We start from the raw sequence: 16907 nt of genomic DNA on the forward strand, positions 1-16907 counted from the left end.
AAAGACATTGGCAATGGAGGCGAAGTCTTTTCAGTAACGCCAGGCTAGTTGAGCATGTTTGCCTTTCGGGTGGGAAACCTGTTGACAAGCAAAATGGCCAAGTCGATTAGACGTTCTCCATACAGATGAGCGGTGAAGAAAGTAAGTATTTTTCTAATTGTTTGAAGGCACCTAAAACAGGTGCCTTTTTCTTTCTGATTTTCTGTTAAAATAGAAGAGAACAATAAATTGGGAGGCATGTAAATGAGTGAAGAATCCCAGGGAAGACGACAGCGGTTCCAATTGCTCTTACAGCAATTGAAATTAACGGAAGACGCAGTCGTTCGACATTTTGAGGGAGCTGAGATTGCAAAATTAACGGTGGAGCGGCAAACACAACGCTGGCATTTTTCTTTTGTCACAGAAAGCATTATTCCGTGTCCATTGTTAAAAACTTTTGCCAATGCACTAGATATGGCATTTAAAGAAATTGCACACGTTTCGTTTTCCATAAAAGTGAGAAATGCAGCTCTCACAGAAGAGTTGATTAGTGACTATTGGACTTTTTGTATTAGCCAGCTCGAAGGTATCTCTCCTCCGATGCTTGCCTTGTTAAGTGGGCGTCCGCCTGTTGTGAAAGGAAATAAAGTAATCGTCACGGTCGGCAATGATGCGGAAGGCATGACGTTAAAAAATAAATACGGTGACTGGGTTTGCCGTACCTATCAAAATTATGGTTTTCCTCCGCTTATGTTTGATATAGCGGTTACAGAGAAAGAAACGAATGATGAGTTTCAACAGTTTTTAGAAGCTAAACAAAAAGAAGACGCTGAAAGAGCCATGCAGGCGGTTGCTGAAATGCAGAAGCGGGAAGAGAATGCAGGAGAAGAGGCAGAGACTGCTAGTGGTCCGCTTATGATCGGGTTAACGATTAAAGACGATGCCGAATTTAAAAAGCTGGAAGAAATTCAAGATGAAGAACGCCGGATCGCGATTGAAGGCTATGTGTTCGATGCCGAAACGAAAGAGCTTCGAAGCGGCCGTACGCTGTTGACGTTCAAAATTACCGATTATACCGATTCTATATTAGTTAAAATGTTTTCTCGTGATAAAGAGGATGCCGCTCTTTTCGGCCGCTTGAAAAAAGGCATGTGGGTCAGAGCGAGAGGGACTGTACAAAACGATACGTTTGTCCGCGATCTTGTTATGATTGCTAATGACGTAAATGAAATCGCCCCTGTTATGCGCCAGGATACGGCTCCTGAAGGGGAAAAGCGCGTCGAGCTTCATTTGCATACACCGATGAGCCAAATGGATGCTGTGTCGCCAATTGGTAATTTGGTCGCCCAGGCAGCTAAATGGGGACACAAGGCTATTGCCGTTACGGATCATGCGGTTGTCCAATCATTTCCAGATGCGTTCAGTGCAGGTAAAAAGCATGGAATAAAAATATTATATGGTCTTGAAGCAAACTTGGTAGACGATGGGGTGCCGATCGCCTACAATGACGTTCACCGCTTGCTTGCGGAGGAAACATATGTTGTGTTTGACGTAGAAACGACAGGGTTGTCAGCCGTTTATGACACGATTATTGAATTGGCTGCGGTTAAAATTAAAGATGGGGAAATTATTGACCGCTTTGAATCCTTTGCTAATCCGCATCATCCTCTTTCTGCAACGACTATTAATCTGACAGGGATTACGGACGATCTCGTTCAAAATGCGCCTGAAGTAGAAGAGGTACTAAAGAAATTTAAAGATTGGACAGGGGATGCCATTCTCGTCGCTCATAATGCTTCTTTTGATATGGGCTTTTTAGATGCTGGCTATGTCCGGTATAACCTTGGCAAGTCTTCGAATCCAGTCATTGACACGCTGGAATTGGCCCGTTTTTTGTACCCTGTGATGAAAAACCACAGGCTGAATACGCTGGCGAAAAAGTTCGATGTAGAACTCACTCAGCATCACCGGGCGATTTACGATGCTGAAGCGACAGGCTATTTGTTTTTGAGAATGCTAAAAGATGCGAATGAAAAAGGAATTACGTATCATGATGAGCTAAACACCCATATGGGAGACGGCGGTGCCTACAAAAGAGCTCGTCCTTATCACTGCACCATCCTCGCAAAAGATGATATAGGTTTAAAGAATTTGTTTAAGCTCGTTTCCATCTCACATATTGATTATTTTTACCGTGTGCCGAGAATTCCAAGGTCCGTGTTGCAAAAGCATCGAGAGGGACTGATTATCGGTTCTGGCTGTGACAAAGGTGAAGTATTCGAGAGCATGATGCAAAAAGGGATGGAGCAGGCGGAAAAAGCGGCTAAGTTTTATGATTATCTTGAGGTTCATCCAAAAGAAGTATATAGCCACTTGCTTGAATTAGAGCTTGTTCGTGATAACCAGGCACTCGAAGACATTATCAAAAAAATTGTGGAGCTTGGAGAAAGAATGAAGCTGCCTGTAGTAGCTACGGGTAATGTTCACTATTTAAATCCAACCGATAAAATTCACCGTAAAATCTTGATCAGCTCTCAAGGGGGAGCGAATCCGCTTAACCGCCACGAATTGCCTGATGTCCACTTCCGGACGACAAATGAAATGTTGGATGCATTTAGCTTTCTAGGAAAAGAGACAGCAGAAAAAATCGTCATTGAGAATCCGAATGCTCTTGCAGATCAAATGGCCGAAATTAAGCCCATTAAGGATGATCTGTACACACCAAAGATTGAAGGGGCCGATGAAGAGATCCGGAAGATGAGCTACGACAGAGCAAGAAGCATTTACGGTGAAGAATTGCCGGAAATCGTTGAAGCGCGGTTAGAGAAAGAGTTAAAGAGCATCATCGGCCATGGGTTCGCTGTTATTTATCTCATTTCTCATAAACTCGTAAAAAAATCTTTGGATGATGGTTACCTTGTCGGTTCACGGGGATCAGTCGGTTCTTCCTTTGTCGCGACTATGACGGAGATTACAGAAGTAAATCCGCTGCCGCCGCATTATGTGTGTCCGAAATGCCGAAAGTCAGAGTTTTTCAATGATGGTTCGGTCGGTTCAGGCTTTGACTTGCCTGATAAAAATTGTCCGGATTGTGACATCAGGTATACAAAAGATGGACATGATATTCCGTTTGAAACGTTCCTTGGTTTTAAGGGGGATAAGGTGCCAGATATTGACCTGAACTTTTCTGGTGAATACCAGCCGATTGCCCACAACTATACGAAGGTGCTGTTTGGGGAAGAGTATGTCTATCGTGCGGGAACAATCGGCACAGTAGCGGATAAAACAGCCTTCGGCTATGTAAAGGGTTATGCAGGAGATAATAATTTGCAGCTGCGGGGAGCGGAGGTAGACCGCCTGGCAAAAGGATGTACTGGCGTAAAACGGACGACAGGTCAGCATCCCGGTGGTATTATCGTTGTCCCTGATTATATGGACATTTTTGATTTTTCACCGATTCAATACCCTGCGGATAGTGACAAATCAGAATGGAAAACGACACACTTTGACTTCCACTCTATCCACGATAATTTGTTAAAGCTCGATATCCTCGGGCACGATGATCCGACGGTTATTCGGATGTTACAGGATTTATCCGGCATCGATCCGAAAACCATCCCGACGGATGATCCGGAAGTAATGAAAATATTTAGCGGTACCGAATCATTAGGTGTGACAGAAGAACAAATTATGTGCAAGACCGGAACACTGGGTATTCCTGAATTTGGAACACGTTTCGTGCGGCAAATGCTTGAAGATACAAAACCGACAACGTTTTCTGAGCTTGTGCAGATTTCAGGGCTCTCTCACGGTACAGACGTGTGGCTCGGAAACGCTCAAGAACTCATTCATAATGGCATTTGCGAATTAAGTGAGGTAATCGGCTGTCGGGATGATATCATGGTATATTTAATCTACCAGGGGCTCGATCCGGCTTTTGCTTTTAAAATTATGGAATCTGTCCGAAAAGGTAAAGGATTAACGGCTGAAATGGAAGAGGAAATGCGGGACAAAAAAGTACCGGAATGGTATATCGATTCATGTAAAAAAATTAAGTACATGTTCCCGAAGGCGCACGCGGCCGCTTACGTATTAATGGCTGTGCGGATTGCTTACTTTAAAGTCCATTTGCCGCTTCTCTACTATGCTGCTTACTTTACTGTACGGGCAGAAGACTTTGATATTGATTCGATGGTAAAAGGATCAGCAGCTATTCGGTCTCTTATCGAGGAAATTAACGCTAAAGGCTTGGAAGCTTCTCCTAAAGAGAAAAGCTTGCTGACAGTATTAGAGTTGGCGCTTGAGATGTGTGAACGCGGCTTTACCTTCCAAAAAGTAGATCTATACCGCTCGAGTGCTGATCAATTTGTCATTGACGGCGACTCACTGATCCCGCCTTTTAACTCTATACCAGGACTGGGTACGAATGCGGCTTATAACATCGTAAAAGCCCGGGAGGAAGGGGAATTCTTGTCAAAAGAAGACTTGCAGCAACGCGGGAAAGTATCTAAAACGATTATCGAGTATTTAGACAATCATGGCTGTCTCGCCTCCCTGCCTGATCAAAATCAGCTCTCGCTTTTTTAAGGAGAATGGGCGCCCGGTTGCATAAAATAAAGGGATATGGTATATTTTTAATGGAAATACTAATTGATAACTCTCTTTGAAAGAGTGGGGCATCCCCACTCTTTCGTGTTTGTAAAGGAGTTTCATTCTTGGTCAGGGATTTTATTCAACCAGGGGGTATATATGAGCAAAGTAGTTGAAACAGTTGAACAGTTAGTAACACCAATTACTGAAGAGCTGGACTTAGAACTGGTCGATATCGAATATGTGAAGGAAGGAAAGAACTGGTTCCTTCGCGTTTACATTGACAAAGAAACAGGAGTAGATATTGAGGAGTGTGGAATGGTCAGTGAGCGGCTAAGTGAAAAGCTGGATGAGACAGATCCTATTCCTTATAACTACTTTTTGGAAGTTTCTTCTCCGGGTGCGGAACGTCCGCTTAAAAAAATCCGGGATTATGAACGTGCGGTTGGAAAGCGTGTGCACGTTAAAACATACGAACCGATGGACGGAGAAAAAACATTTGAAGGCACTTTGCTGTCGTTTGAACAAGAAGAGCTTGTGATTGAGTACTTAGTTAAAACGAGAAAAAAGCAAGTGACCATTCCGCTGGAAAAAATAGCGAAAGCTCGTCTGGCTGTCTCCTTTTCTTAAGGGAAAGTGAGTACAGCCGAGCTTTCGGCACACTCGTTTGACGTAACGAAGTAAAGCTGACAGTTTATTATTATGTAAGGGGGCGGAAAGTCCGATGAGCACTGAACTGTATGATGCTCTTTTATATTTGGAAAAAGAAAAAGGGATCGAACGCAATTTAATTATTGAGGCGATCGAAGCGGCACTTGTCTCTGCTTATAAACGAAATTTCAATCAAGCACAAAATGTCCGTGTGGATTTAAATCTTGAGACAGGAACGATGCGTGTTTTTGCCCGTAAAGAAGTGGTAGATGAGGTATTCGATTCCCGCCTTGAGATCGCTGAAGCGGATGCTCGCGAAATCAACCCGTCTTATGAATTGGGGGACATTGTTGAACTTGAAGTAACACCAAAGGATTTCGGCCGTATTGCTGCGCAAACAGCTAAGCAGGTTGTGACTCAACGTGTAAGAGAAGCAGAAAGAGGCATTATTTACTCGGAGTTTATTGACCGCGAAGAAGATATCATGACAGGAATTGTCCAGCGGCAAGACTCCCGCTTTATCTACGTTAGTCTTGGTAAAATCGAGGCGCTTTTACCGCTTTCTGAGCAAATGCCCAATGAAAGCTATAAACCCCATGACCGTATAAAAGTGTACATCACAAAAGTGGAGCGGACAACGAAAGGCCCACAAATCTTTGTCTCACGAACTCATCCAGGCTTGTTAAAGCGGTTATTTGAAATTGAAGTGCCAGAAATTTTTGATGGTACAGTAGAAATTCGTTCGGTTTCCCGAGAAGCAGGCGATCGTTCTAAAATTTCTGTATATGCAGAAAACCCTGAAGTCGATCCGGTTGGCGCTTGCGTAGGGCCAAAAGGAAGCCGTGTACAGGCGATTGTCAATGAATTGAAAGGTGAAAAGATTGATATCGTAAAATGGTCGGAAGATCCGGTCGTCTTCGTTGCCAATGCTTTAAGCCCGTCAAAAGTCGTTGATGTACAAGTTGATGAAGAGGCAAAAGCGACAACTGTTATCGTTCCAGACTATCAATTGTCTCTTGCTATTGGCAAGCGGGGACAAAATGCCCGTCTGGCCGCAAAATTAACAGGTTGGAAGATTGATATTAAGAGTGAAACAGACGCCCGGGAAGCTGGAATTTATCCTCGTGACCACGCGGCATCTCCTGTTGAAGACGAAGGTGCTTATGACTTTTCCTCCGAAGAAATTGAATAAGAGGTGAAGAAAATGACCCGCCCAAAAAAGATTCCATTAAGAAAATGTGTCGCTACAGGTGAAATGAAGGCAAAAAAAGAAATGGTCCGTGTAGTACGCTCAAAAGAAGGAGAAGTGTCAGTGGATGTAACCGGAAAAAAATCCGGCCGCGGCGCGTATGTATCAAAAACAAAAGAAGCTGTGGAATTGGCAAAAAACAAAGGCATTTTATCAAGACAATTAAATGCCGATGTGCCAGACAGTATATTTGAAGAGCTCCTCTCTTATGTAGAAAAGGAGACGAACTAGTTGATGAATGAACCTCAGTGGGCAAAACTGCTGGGATTAGCCAACAGAGCACGCAAAATTATCTCAGGCGAAGAGCTGACAGTAAAGGAAATTCAAAAAGGCCGGGCAAAGCTGGTTCTGCTTTCAGCGGACGCATCACCCAACACAAAGAAAAAAGTACAGGACAAAGCAGCCTATTATCAAGTACCGCTAAGGTGGGTTGATAATCGGCAAGTCCTTGGCCAGGCCATTGGCAAAGAGGCGAGGGTAGTCGTAGCTGTTGTAGACGCAGGGTTTGCTAAAAAGCTTTCCACTCTCCTCGATCATACTATGCGGGGGTGAACATATGAGTAAGCAAAGAGTACATGAATATGCAAAAGAAAAAAACGTGTCAAGTAAAGTAGTCATTGAAAAACTCAAAGAGTTGAATGTAGAAGTCTCTAACCATATGACTGTTATTGACGAGGGGGCTATACAAAAATTGGAAAAATCTTTCGGAAACACAAATAACCAAACTAAATCTAATCCATCTAAACCAAATAAGCCGGCTAAGCCAGGAAACAAAGGGCCAGGTGGACAGAAAAATTCTCAGCAAAAAGGATTTAATCAAGGAAAAGGGAACAATAAAAATCAAGGGAGAGGCAAGCAACAAGGAAACAAACAGCGACAAGCAAAGCCAGTTGCTGCTCCACAGCCGCCAAAGGTAAAAGAACTCCCTGAAAAAATTACGTTCTCAGGCTCATTGACAGTTTCAGAATTGGCCAAGAAACTACATCGAGAGCCATCTGAAATCATCAAAAAGCTGTTTATGCTAGGAGTAATGGCAACGATTAACCAAGAGCTTGACAAAGATGCGATTGAGCTCATAGCAAGCGAATACGGCGTAGAAGTAGAAGAAGAAATTTTAATTGATAAAGCAGATTTAGAAGTTTACTTTGAAGAAGCAAATGAGGAAAGCGAGAAAACAGAACGGCCGGCTGTTGTAACGATCATGGGGCATGTTGACCACGGAAAAACAACCCTGCTTGATTCGATTCGCCATACGAAGGTAACCGAAGGAGAAGCTGGGGGAATTACTCAGCATATCGGTGCTTACCAAATTGAGGTCAATGACAAGAAGATCACTTTCCTCGATACGCCTGGACATGCGGCGTTTACAACGATGCGTGCCCGCGGAGCGAAAATTACAGACATTACGATCCTTGTTGTGGCAGCAGATGATGGCGTTATGCCGCAAACAATCGAAGCGATCAATCATGCGAAAGCGGCTGAAGTGCCGATTATCGTAGCGGTGAATAAAATCGACAAGCCGACAGCTAATCCGGATCGAGTCATGCAGGAATTAACGGAGCAAGGGCTTGTTCCAGAAGCGTGGGGCGGCGATACGATCTTTGTTCCTCTTTCCGCGAAAACAGGAGAAGGTATTGAACAGCTTCTTGAAATGATTCTGCTTGTAGCGGAAGTAGCGGAACTTGAAGCTAATCCGAACCGCCGGGCAATCGGTACAGTGATTGAGGCCGAGCTTGATAAAGGCCGAGGCTCTGTTGCTACACTGCTTGTGCAAAACGGCACATTAAACATCGGAGATCCTATTGTTGTCGGAAATACATTTGGCCGTGTCCGGGCAATGGTAAATGATCTTGGACGTCGTATTAAAACTGCAGGTCCTTCTACTCCAATTGAAATTACCGGCTTAAATGACGTTCCATTAGCTGGAGATCGCTTTGTTGTATTTGAAGATGAAAAAACAGCAAGACAAATTGGTGAAGCCCGTGCTCAGGAAGCATTACAAGCACAGCGCAGCGAGAAATCTCGCGTTAGCCTTGATAATTTGTTTGAACATATGAAACAAGGGGAAATGAAAGACTTAAATATCGTTTTAAAAGCTGACGTTCAAGGGTCACTTGAAGCGGTTGCGGCAGCTCTTCAAAAACTAGAAGTAGAAGGCGTAAATGTGAAAATTATTCATACCGGAGTCGGTGCGATTACTGAGTCCGATATTATTCTCGCTTCTGCATCGAATGCCATTGTGATCGGTTTTAACGTTCGTCCAGATGTGAATGCGAAACGGGCAGCTGAGACAGAAGAGGTTGATGTTCGTCTGCATCGCATTATCTACAAAGTAATTGAAGAGATCGAGGCAGCCATGAAAGGTATGCTCGATCCTGAGTTCCAAGAAAAAATTATTGGCCAGGCAGAAGTGCGCCAAACATTTAAAGTGTCCAAAGTGGGAACCATTGCTGGTTCTTATGTAACAGAAGGAAAAATTACCCGCGATAGCGGTGTTCGCTTAATCCGTGATGGCATTGTTATTTTTGAAGGGGAAGTCGATGCGCTTAAACGCTTTAAAGATGACGCGAAGGAAGTCAGCCAAGGTTATGAGTGCGGCATTACGATTAAAAACTTCAATGATGTGAAAGAGGGCGACATTATCGAAGCCTTTATCGAGGAAGAAATTGAGCGTAAATGATTGGTTATGCTGAGGTAGAATATTTAATTTATGACTCGCACTCCTTAAAGGAAAAGCGGGCAGTGCTGCAGCGTACTGTGACGCGTTTAAAGCAAAAATTAAATGTTTCCGTGGCAGAAATTGATCATCAAGATGTTTGGCAGCGTACGAAACTAGCTGTTGTCACTGTCGCTTCGTCTAGAAAAGCGGCGGAAAGGGAGCTGGCGAATGCCTTGCATTTTCTTGACTCTTTCCCTGAGTGGGAACGGCTCGCTGTTTCCTATGAATGGCTATAGTGAGGTGAGAAGAATGAGTCTTCGTTCAAATCGTGTCGGTGAGCAAATGAAAAAAGAGCTGACGGATATATTAAACCGGAGAGTAAAAGATCCGCGCATTGGCTTTATTACCGTAACAGACGTTGAAGTGACAGGTGATCTTCAACAAGCAACGGTATATATTACGGTGTTGGGCAACGAAGAAGAGCGCGAGGGTACTTTGAAAGCTTTAACGAAAGCAAAAGGTTTTATTCGTTCGGAAGTTGGTCAGAGAATTCGTCTGCGTAAAACTCCGGAGCTGCTCTTTGAAATGGATGAATCGATCGAATACGGCAACCGTATCGATACGTTGTTAAGAGAAATTAACAGCCCTTCCACAGACCACTGATAAATAAGAAGGATCATAAGGTTCTGTCCTCTTCAGTGAATGCAATATAGACGTTTCCTGCTCTATATTCATTTTCTCTTAAGAGGTCAGAGCCTTTTTATGCCTGAAAAAGGAGCGAATCTGTATGGATGGAATACTTCCACTTTGGAAAGAAAAGGGGATGACCTCCCATGACTGCGTATTTAAAGTACGGAAAATTTTAAAAATGAAAAAGGTCGGACATACCGGGACGCTTGATCCCGATGTGGAAGGCGTATTGCCTATTTGTCTTGGGCGGGCAACGAAGCTTGCAGAGTACATTATGAATTCAGGGAAGGTATACGAAGGGGAGGTCACAATTGGCTTTTCTACGACTACTGAAGATGCTTCAGGTGAAATCTTAGAACAACAGCCAGTTCAATCAAGCATTTCGCGAGCAAACATTTTGTCTGTACTGCAATCGCTCACAGGTGAAATTACGCAAACGCCTCCCATGTATTCCGCTGTGAAAGTAAATGGCAAACGCCTGTATGAATATGCTCGTCAAGGAATTGAAGTAGAAAGGCCTTCTAGAAAGGTAACGATCCATGAGCTGGAGTTGTTAGATGATCGAGAATCGTTTGCGGGAGAAACGATTCAATTTTCCTTCCGGGCGGCTTGCAGCAAAGGGACCTATATCCGAACACTGGCCGTGATGATCGGTGAACGGCTTGGCTATCCAGCGCACATGTCAAAGCTTGTCCGTACTTCATCCGGGGGGTTTAGTGAAAAGCAATGTGTCACGTTAGATGAACTTCGGCAGCTTCAAGAAAAGGAAGCAGTCTCTTCTATCCTTCAGCCACTTGAAAGGGGAGTCGATCATTTGCCGAAATGGACAATAAATGATACATTAGCAAAGAAAGTGATGAACGGCTCGGTGTTGGATATTCCGGCTAGCTGGCCTGAACATGCAAAAGAAGCAGCAGTGTTTGAAGAAGGAACTTTACTGGCGATTTACAAGCTGCATCCCGATAAAATGGGAAAAGTAAAGCCTGTTAAAGTATTAGCTGATTGACAGGAGGACAGGTGAAAACGGTGAAAGTGTATATGTTGCATCATCCCCATAACTTAGAGAAAAGCGATTTGCCTCCTTTAGTGATGGCTCTTGGTTTTTTTGATGGAGTCCATACCGGGCACCAGCAAGTGATTCGTGCGGCGGTAGAAAAAGCAAGGGATCAAGGCATAAAAAGTGCGGTGATGACGTTTGATCCTCATCCGTCCGTCGTTCTTGGAAATACACATAAACAAATAAAGTACATTACCCCAATTGATGAGAAAATCAAAAGAATAGAAGCTTTAGAAGTGGACTGCTTATTCATTGTTCGGTTTACTTCTGATTTTGCGGCACTTGAGCCGCAGCAATTCGTGGATGACTATATTATTGGTCTTCACGTGCAGCATGTGGTGGCCGGTTTTGACTATACATATGGGCGATTAGGGAAAGGAACAATGGAAACGATGCCTTTTCACTCACGTGATGTATTTACGTCAACGACAGTAAATAAATGGGAATGTGATGAAGAAAAAGTCAGTTCCACGAAAATTCGCCGGCTGCTTAGCGAAGGGGATGTCGACGCGGCGGCTCGTCTGCTCGGAAGGCCCTACGAAGTAAAAGGAACTGTGATTCATGGTGATAAGCGCGGCCGTAAAATCGGGTTTCCTACTGCCAACGTCGAGGTGGAGGAAGATTATGTAATTCCTGAAAGCGGCGTTTACGCGGTGAAATTGAAAGTCAAGGAAGAATGGCATAACGGCGTTTGTAACATTGGTTATCGGCCGACCTTTAAGAATCCTGATGAGCGCAGTCTATCAGTGGAAGTCCATATCTTTGATTTTGAGCGTTCGATATACGGAGAAGAAGTGGCGGTCAAGTGGTATACCCGGCTTCGCGGTGAGCAGAAATTTAATGGCATTGAGGCTCTCGTTTCTCAAATTAACAAAGATAAGCAGGCTGCTGTCGCTTATTTTGCAGAAGAGAAGTAAAGAGTTGCATTTTTTTGCAACATACGTTATGATTAAAAATGCATTATTTGAACCTTTGCTCAGCATCGCGCCGCTCCAACGCATGCTTGGTAACAGGGGATTTTATAAAACTAAGGAGGAATTACAATGGCTTTAACTCAAGAACGTAAAAATGAAATTATCAATCAATACAAAACCCACGAAAGTGATACAGGTTCTCCGGAAGTACAAATCGCTGTGCTTACAGAGCAAATCAACACACTTAACGAGCATTTACGTACTCATAAAAAAGACCATCATTCACGCCGTGGTTTGTTGAAAATGGTTGGACGTCGTCGTAACCTTTTGACTTACCTTCGTAACAAAGATGTTCAACGTTACCGTGAATTAATTCAAAAGCTTGGCTTACGTCGCTAAGTCGTTCAGAAAGCGGGATTCGTTCCCGCTTTTTTATTAGGAGAAAAACGGTTGGTATTTAATTCCAAAATAAAATGAGAAGACAATTGAGTAACTTCTCTTTTTCCGTGGAAAATATATAAGATAGATAAATTCACCGATATAACTTTGCATGAATCATTCCGAATGTTATGCTAATAGTTAGGATGATACGCAAACACAATATTTTATTGGTATAGAGAGGGGTTCATTTATGGAGCAAGGGAAACAAACATTTTCCATAGAATGGGCAGGCCGTGAGCTGACTGTCGAAGTTGGCCAGGTCGCTAAACAAGCTAATGGAGCGGCGTTGATCCGCTATGGAGATACAGTCGTATTAAGTACAGCCACTGCTTCAAAAGAAGCAAAGCCTTTTGATTTTTTTCCACTAACAGTTAACTATGAGGAACGTTTGTATGCTGTCGGAAAAATTCCAGGTGGTTTTATTAAGAGAGAAGGCCGTCCAAGTGAAAAAGCAACGCTTGCCAGCCGCTTAATTGACCGTCCAATCCGCCCGCTATTTGCCGATGGCTTCCGTAACGAGGTGCAAGTAATCAGCATCGTCATGAGTGTTGATCAAAACTGTTCCTCTGAAATGGCAGCTATGTTCGGTTCTTCCTTATCGTTAAGCATTTCCGATATCCCATTTGAAGGCCCAATTGCAGGCGTAACGGTTGGCCGTGTCGATGAAGAATTTGTGATTAATCCAACTGTTGAACAGCTGGAAAAAAGCGATCTGCATCTCGTGGTAGCCGGAACGAAGGACGCGGTGAACATGGTAGAAGCAGGAGCAGACGAAGTACCTGAAGAAGTGATGCTTGAAGCGATCATGTTCGGTCATGAGGAAATTAAGCGCCTCATTGCGTTTCAGGAGGAAATCGTCAAAGCGGTTGGAAAAGAAAAAATTGAAATTTCTTTATATGAGGTTGACGCAGAGCTTGAACAGCAAGTTCGCTCACTTTGTGAAAAGGATATGATCGAAGCGATCCAAGTGCAGGAAAAACATGCACGTGAAGATGCGATCAATGCGGTAAAAGCGACTGTCGTGGAAAAATTTACGGCTGAAGAAGCAGAAGAAGAAACAATGAAGCAAATCAAGCAAATTTTGGACAAGATTGTCAAAGAAGAAGTCCGTCGTTTGATTACAGTGGAAAAAGTAAGACCAGATGGCCGGAAAATCGATGAGATTCGTCCGTTATCTTCTATGGTAGGCTTATTGCCGCGCACGCACGGCTCGGCTATGTTCACACGAGGCCAAACACAAGTGCTAAGTATTTGTACTCTTGGTGCATTAGGTGATGTGCAGATTTTAGATGGGCTTGGCGTTGAAGAGTCCAAACGTTTTATGCATCATTACAATTTCCCTTCCTTCAGCGTGGGTGAAACTCGTCCATTACGGGCACCGGGCCGCCGTGAGATTGGTCATGGAGCTTTAGGAGAACGCGCTTTAGAGCCGATCGTTCCAAGTGAAAAAGACTTCCCGTACACGATTCGCCTCGTATCAGAAGTGTTAGAATCAAATGGTTCTTCTTCTCAGGCGAGTATTTGTGCCAGCACGATGGCGATGATGGATGCCGGTGTTCCGATTAAGGCGCCAGTAGCCGGTATTGCGATGGGGCTTGTAAAATCTGGTGAACATTACACTGTTCTATCTGATATTCAGGGAATGGAAGATCACCTTGGAGATATGGACTTTAAAGTAGCCGGTACCGAAAAAGGTGTTACAGCCCTACAAATGGATATTAAAATTGAAGGCTTAAGCCGTGAAATTTTAGAAGAAGCGCTGCAGCAAGCAAAAAAAGGCCGTATGCATATTTTAGATCATATGGTATCTGTTATTGCTGAACCACGCAGCGAGCTGTCTGATTATGCACCGAAAATTTTGACGATGACAATTAATCCAGATAAAATCCGTGATGTCATTGGACCGAGCGGAAAGCAGATTAACAAAATCATTGAAGAAACAGGCGTTAAGATTGACATCGAACAAGATGGTACGATCTTCATTTCTTCCGTGGACGCCCAGAAAAACAATGCTGCGAAGAAAATTATCGAAGACATTGTGCGTGAAGTGGAAGTAGGACAGATGTATGATGGTACAGTAAAACGCATTGAGAAGTTTGGTGCGTTTGTGGAACTCTTCCCTGGAAAAGACGGACTCGTTCATATTTCAGAGCTTGCGGAAGAGCGTGTCCGCAAAGTGGAGGACGTTGTTTCACTTGGCGATAAGTTACTCGTTAAAGTAATCGGCATTGACGATCAAGGACGGGTAAACCTTTCGCGCAAAACTGTATTAAAAGAACAAAAAGAAGCAGCAGAAAAACAAGAACAGCAATCTTAATGACAGAACCAGAGGATATCCCCTCTGGTTTTTTCGTATGTTCTATAATTCCTCCATTTTTCATAATTTTAAAACTATGGAGGGAGGCATGGACAATGAGAACAATAAAACATATGATTAGTGTATTAGTCATTGGAATAATTATGTTATTTTTCGTTGAGAGTAAAATGGTCAGCAGTTATCTTGAACAATTAAAATATGAGTCGCAGCTTGTCCATCAGAGCGGGCCATCATTACGCCAGCAAATTAAACAAGAAGCAAAAGATCGCTTTATTGCACCTAAAGATGCTAAAATTGACCGAGTATGGAAAGCGATACCGGGTTATAGTGGTCTCAAGGTGGATGAGAAGAAATCCTATCAATGGATGAAAAAAGAGGGAACATTTCAAGAAAGTCGTTTAATATACAAACAAGTACCACCTAAAGTTCATTTAAAGGACTTGCCTCCTGCCCCGATTTACCGCGGTCACCCTGAAAAGCCAATGGTAAGTTTAGCTGTTAATGTGGCATGGGGAGAGGAGTACTTGCCGGAAATGTTAGAAGTGTTGAAAAAGCATTCAATTCATGCTACCTTTTTCTTCGAAGGACAGTGGGTAAAAAAGCACCCAGACCTAGCAAAATTGATTATAAATGCCGGTCATGAAGGAGGAAATCATTCTTATACTCACCCAGATATGGCACGTCTAAGTGAGGCGCGCGCTAAAGAAGAGATAGAAAAGACAAACAGTGTGATAGAATCAGCAATAGGAACGCGCCCACAGCTGTTTGCACCGCCAAGCGGCAGCTTTACCGATGCGACTGTAGAAGTTGCGCATCAGCTTGGAATGCAAACCATTTTATGGACAGTAGATACGATTGACTGGAAGAAGCCGACCCCTGACGCTCTCATCAATAGGGTCATGAGTCGTATTCACCCGGGAGCTATTATTTTAATGCATCCAACGGAGGCCTCATCTGCTTCTTTAGATACATTAATCAAAGAGATAAAAGCTAAACAATTAAAAATAGATACTGTATCCAACCTGCTAACCGAAACTAGAATTGTTTCTCATACATCATCATCTAGTCATTAACGAACTTCGGCTTGTTACAGCGGCTGAAATAGGAGGATTACATTGATAAAAAAGTTTACTTGCGACAATGGGGTCAGAATTATAATGGAAGAAATACCAACTGTGCGATCAGCAGCGATTGGCATCTGGATTGCCACAGGGTCAAGAGATGAAACGCCAGAAAACAACGGTATCTCCCATTTTCTAGAGCACATGTTCTTTAAAGGCACAGATACGAAGTCAGCGAAAGAGATTGCTGAAAGCTTTGATAGCATTGGCGGTCAAGTGAATGCTTTTACTTCAAAGGAATATACGTGCTACTATGCGAAGGTGTTAGATAATCATGCAGCCTATGCTTTAGATACACTGGCTGATATGTTTTTTAACTCAGCTTTTGCTGAAGAAGAGATGAATAAAGAAAAAAGTGTCGTGCTCGAAGAAATTAAAATGTATGAAGACACACCGGATGATATTGTTCATGATTTATTGAGCAAAGCCTTTTATAAAAACCATCCGCTCGGATATCCGATTCTCGGTACGGAAGAAACGCTTACTTCTTTTACGAGTGAAAAATTAAAACAGTACATGCACGATATGTATACACCTGATCGTGTTGTTATTTCGATTGCGGGCAACGTTTCAGATGAGTTAGTGAAACAAGCTGCGAACCTCTTCGGGTCGTATGAGGGAGGAGAGCGTCCAAGCTATCATGTACCGCTTCAAACATTTACAGAGAAAATAGTCCGAAAAAAAGAGACAGAGCAAGCACATCTTTGCCTCGGATTTGAAGGGCTGCCGATTGGCCATAAGGATGTATATAGCCTAATTGTTTTAAATAATATTTTAGGAGGAAGCATGTCGTCTCGTCTGTTCCAGGAAGTTCGGGAGCAGAGAGGGTTGGCTTATTCCGTTTTTTCCTATCATTCTTCATTCAAAGATAGTGGGCTTGTAACGGTATACGGCGGCACTGGAGCCGATCAGTTAGATGAACTATTTGAAACGATTCAGATGACGCTTGCTACATTAAAAGCAGAAGGAATCAGCAGTAAAGAGCTTCATAACAGTAAAGAACAATTAAAAGGTAATTTAATGCTAAGTTTGGAAAGCACGAATAGCCGGATGAGCCGCAACGGCAAAAATGAGTTATTATTGAAACAACATCGTTCACTCGATGAGATTGTTAGTTTAATCGATGAAGTCACGATGGATAAAGTAAATGATTTAGGCCGTAAAATCTTTAGCAGTGACTATTCAGCTGCCCTTATTAGTCCTGACGGCAAGTTTCCGGCTGCCATTACGATATAACAC

General features: G+C 43.2%; 14 protein-coding genes. All 14 read left to right on the forward strand.

The features are described from left to right. Positions 1 to 243: 243 nt before the first annotated feature. The 14 genes from AC623_RS06280 (at position 244) to AC623_RS06345 (ending at position 16904) form a co-directional block, all read left to right on the forward strand. Positions 244 to 4566, forward strand: a complete 4323-nt coding sequence (locus AC623_RS06280) for a PolC-type DNA polymerase III (protein ID WP_049661575.1) — start codon at positions 244 to 246, stop codon at positions 4564 to 4566. A gap of 162 nt (positions 4567 to 4728) precedes the next feature. Beyond that, positions 4729 to 5199: a ribosome maturation factor RimP gene (gene rimP, locus AC623_RS06285; RefSeq protein WP_049661576.1), complete on the forward strand. Its 471-nt coding sequence runs from the start codon at positions 4729 to 4731 to the stop codon at positions 5197 to 5199. 94 nt (positions 5200 to 5293) lie between these two features. After that, complete coding sequence (gene nusA / locus AC623_RS06290) at positions 5294 to 6412, forward strand: transcription termination factor NusA (protein WP_049661579.1); 1119 nt, start codon at positions 5294 to 5296, stop codon at positions 6410 to 6412. A gap of 12 nt (positions 6413 to 6424) precedes the next feature. After that, on the forward strand, positions 6425 to 6700 hold the full coding sequence (rnpM, locus tag AC623_RS06295) for an RNase P modulator RnpM (protein ID WP_049661580.1): 276 nt from the start codon (positions 6425 to 6427) through the stop codon (positions 6698 to 6700). A gap of 3 nt (positions 6701 to 6703) precedes the next feature. Continuing rightward, complete coding sequence (locus AC623_RS06300; protein ID WP_049666315.1) at positions 6704 to 7021, forward strand: YlxQ family RNA-binding protein; 318 nt, start codon at positions 6704 to 6706, stop codon at positions 7019 to 7021. A 4-nt stretch (positions 7022 to 7025) separates the two neighbouring features. Further along, the gene (infB, locus tag AC623_RS06305) at positions 7026 to 9149 is read left to right on the forward strand and encodes a translation initiation factor IF-2 (RefSeq protein WP_049661582.1); all 2124 of its coding nucleotides are present in this window, start codon (positions 7026 to 7028) and stop codon (positions 9147 to 9149) included. Further along, the gene (locus tag AC623_RS06310; RefSeq protein WP_049661584.1) at positions 9146 to 9424 is read left to right on the forward strand and encodes a DUF503 domain-containing protein; all 279 of its coding nucleotides are present in this window, start codon (positions 9146 to 9148) and stop codon (positions 9422 to 9424) included. Before infB ends, AC623_RS06310 begins: the two co-directional genes overlap by 4 nt. 13 nt (positions 9425 to 9437) lie before the next feature. Next, positions 9438 to 9791 (forward strand): 30S ribosome-binding factor RbfA, encoded by a 354-nt coding sequence (rbfA, locus tag AC623_RS06315; RefSeq protein ID WP_049661585.1) that lies wholly within the window; start codon positions 9438 to 9440, stop codon positions 9789 to 9791. Positions 9792 to 9915: 124 nt separating this feature from the next. After that, positions 9916 to 10824, forward strand: coding sequence for a tRNA pseudouridine(55) synthase TruB (gene truB, locus AC623_RS06320; RefSeq protein ID WP_049661587.1), 909 nt, complete (start codon positions 9916 to 9918; stop codon positions 10822 to 10824). Positions 10825 to 10844: 20 nt separating this feature from the next. Continuing rightward, positions 10845 to 11792, forward strand: a complete 948-nt coding sequence (ribF, locus tag AC623_RS06325) for a bifunctional riboflavin kinase/FAD synthetase (protein WP_049666317.1) — start codon at positions 10845 to 10847, stop codon at positions 11790 to 11792. A gap of 126 nt (positions 11793 to 11918) precedes the next feature. Beyond that, positions 11919 to 12188, forward strand: a complete 270-nt coding sequence (gene rpsO / locus AC623_RS06330) for a 30S ribosomal protein S15 (RefSeq protein ID WP_049661588.1) — start codon at positions 11919 to 11921, stop codon at positions 12186 to 12188. Positions 12189 to 12420: 232 nt separating this feature from the next. Continuing rightward, entirely contained in the window at positions 12421 to 14547 is a 2127-nt protein-coding gene (gene pnp, locus AC623_RS06335) for a polyribonucleotide nucleotidyltransferase (RefSeq protein WP_049661590.1), read from the forward strand. Positions 14548 to 14642: 95 nt separating this feature from the next. After that, entirely contained in the window at positions 14643 to 15620 is a 978-nt protein-coding gene (locus AC623_RS06340; RefSeq protein WP_049661592.1) for a polysaccharide deacetylase family protein, read from the forward strand. A 42-nt stretch (positions 15621 to 15662) separates the two neighbouring features. Next, positions 15663 to 16904, forward strand: a complete 1242-nt coding sequence (locus tag AC623_RS06345) for a M16 family metallopeptidase (RefSeq protein ID WP_049661593.1) — start codon at positions 15663 to 15665, stop codon at positions 16902 to 16904. Positions 16905 to 16907: the final 3 nt, after the last annotated feature.

The organism is Bacillus sp. FJAT-27231, from assembly GCF_001183975.1.
Taxonomy (GTDB): Bacteria; Bacillota; Bacilli; order Bacillales; family Domibacillaceae; genus Pseudobacillus; species Pseudobacillus wudalianchiensis.

Coding starts and splice junctions, on each gene's coding strand:
- rpsO (WP_049661588.1), top strand. CDS start 11,919: ATGGCTTTAACTCAAGAACGTAAAAATGAAATTATCAATCAATACAAA.
- AC623_RS06340 (WP_049661592.1), top strand. CDS start 14,643: ATGAGAACAATAAAACATATGATTAGTGTATTAGTCATTGGAATAATT.
- AC623_RS06310 (WP_049661584.1), top strand. CDS start 9,146: ATGATTGGTTATGCTGAGGTAGAATATTTAATTTATGACTCGCACTCC.
- truB (WP_049661587.1), top strand. CDS start 9,916: ATGGATGGAATACTTCCACTTTGGAAAGAAAAGGGGATGACCTCCCAT.
- infB (WP_049661582.1), top strand. CDS start 7,026: ATGAGTAAGCAAAGAGTACATGAATATGCAAAAGAAAAAAACGTGTCA.
- rimP (WP_049661576.1), top strand. CDS start 4,729: ATGAGCAAAGTAGTTGAAACAGTTGAACAGTTAGTAACACCAATTACT.
- nusA (WP_049661579.1), top strand. CDS start 5,294: ATGAGCACTGAACTGTATGATGCTCTTTTATATTTGGAAAAAGAAAAA.
- rbfA (WP_049661585.1), top strand. CDS start 9,438: ATGAGTCTTCGTTCAAATCGTGTCGGTGAGCAAATGAAAAAAGAGCTG.
- rnpM (WP_049661580.1), top strand. CDS start 6,425: ATGACCCGCCCAAAAAAGATTCCATTAAGAAAATGTGTCGCTACAGGT.
- AC623_RS06280 (WP_049661575.1), top strand. CDS start 244: ATGAGTGAAGAATCCCAGGGAAGACGACAGCGGTTCCAATTGCTCTTA.
- pnp (WP_049661590.1), top strand. CDS start 12,421: ATGGAGCAAGGGAAACAAACATTTTCCATAGAATGGGCAGGCCGTGAG.
- AC623_RS06300 (WP_049666315.1), top strand. CDS start 6,704: ATGAATGAACCTCAGTGGGCAAAACTGCTGGGATTAGCCAACAGAGCA.